The sequence below is a fragment of the Empedobacter stercoris genome (assembly GCF_020281205.1).
Taxonomy (GTDB): Bacteria; Bacteroidota; Bacteroidia; order Flavobacteriales; family Weeksellaceae; genus Empedobacter; species Empedobacter stercoris.
In genome coordinates this window covers 1-1,354 of the sequence record NZ_JACXZC010000063.1, presented here as the reverse complement: position 1 = coordinate 1,354, position 1,354 = coordinate 1, and the positions used below count along the sequence as shown (strand labels likewise).

2 protein-coding genes are annotated in these 1,354 nt (G+C 26.6%); both read right to left on the bottom strand.

The features are described 5' to 3' along the window. Positions 1–57: 57 nt before the first annotated feature. The gene (locus IF125_RS14135; protein ID WP_394369895.1) at positions 58–309 is read right to left on the bottom strand and encodes a transposase; all 252 of its coding nucleotides are present in this window, start codon (positions 307–309) and stop codon (positions 58–60) included. A gap of 272 nt (positions 310–581) precedes the next feature. Beyond that, positions 582–1,184 (bottom strand): hypothetical protein, encoded by a 603-nt coding sequence (locus IF125_RS14130; protein WP_225542924.1) that lies wholly within the window; start codon positions 1,182–1,184, stop codon positions 582–584. Positions 1,185–1,354: the final 170 nt, after the last annotated feature.

Below are 1,354 nucleotides of genomic sequence, written 5' to 3'. Positions count from 1 at the left end.
AAAATAATAAATTTATAAACCAAACACTCTCTTAATTTTTAGAAAGAGGTGTCCAAATCATTTTGACAACGTACAATCTAATTCTAAAGCCAAATCAGCATACATGCGTTTTAGCTTAGCGTTTTCTTCTTCAAGAGCTTTTATTTTCTTTAATTCACTTGCTTCCATGCCACCGTAGCGTTGACGCCACTTATAAAACGTAGCTTTACTAACTCCATGTTCTCTAACAATAGCATTAATATCTTTTCCAGATTCAAATTCTTGAAGGATTTTGGAGATTTGAGTGGGACTAAATTTACTACTCTTCATAATTACAGTTTAGTTTAAAATTAATAATTTTTCTCGTTTTAAACTGTACTTTTTTTGGGGGAGCTTACACAAACAAATTTCGTGATAAAAAATGTTTACATTAAATTAAGAAGAATAACGTATAAAATTTCAATTGTTTACCTTTTTCATGTAATAAAAAAACAACAAGGTTTGAATTAGTTTATAAGTATAATATTACTTATGATAATTCTTAAATATAGAGAATTTTATCAATTATGTATGAAGTATAGGAGGAAATTAATATATATATATTAAAAGTAATAACCATCTAAATAATGAGAACCATCTATTTCATCTTCTTCATTTTTATAAATAATATATGGATCAGTTGGTTGAGGTTTGTATGATATAAAATCATCTTCATCTTCGAATGAAATATCTTTCGGGTAAATATAATAACCAAGAAGAATTATTTTTTTTTCCATCTCATAAGTTAAATCCTTATTTAATATAATGGTTTGATTACTTTCCTTTTGAGCTAATTCTTGTATGATTTCATTATATAAATTACCTTCTATGGTTATCAAATTTTTTAAATTTTTCAATTGGTAGAATAATTCAAACGGTGTTTCATCCACCAAGGCTTCGTACATCACATCGGATAATTCTTCGGGGTGTATATTATCACAAGTTTCAATGTAATCTACATAATTGTCCAATTCTAACGCGATGTACAGTTTTTTTGCTGTAGTTTTAATTTCCTCCCAATATTGAATATAAACTTCATCCATTTGAGATTTGAAATACTCTTCATTTGTTTCAATATATTGAAAAATCTGATGTAATAAATCATCAATTTTAGAAATTAACGTGGTATGAGTAGAGGAATGTAATTTTAAAGTAGGATAGTTCATTATTATTTTTTTTAAATATATGTAGAAAATTCATACTATAATTTTCTAAGTTCAACAAATAAGTTCAACTCAAATTAAATCATTGGGGGCTATCCCCCAATGATTAGCCAAGTGCTAAATTTGATTTGTGAAAAAAATATATAAACAACTCGACCAGGAACAAAGATACC

Coding starts and splice junctions, on each gene's coding strand:
- IF125_RS14130 (WP_225542924.1), bottom strand. CDS start 1,184: ATGAACTATCCTACTTTAAAATTACATTCCTCTACTCATACCACGTTA.
- IF125_RS14135 (WP_394369895.1), bottom strand. CDS start 309: ATGAAGAGTAGTAAATTTAGTCCCACTCAAATCTCCAAAATCCTTCAA.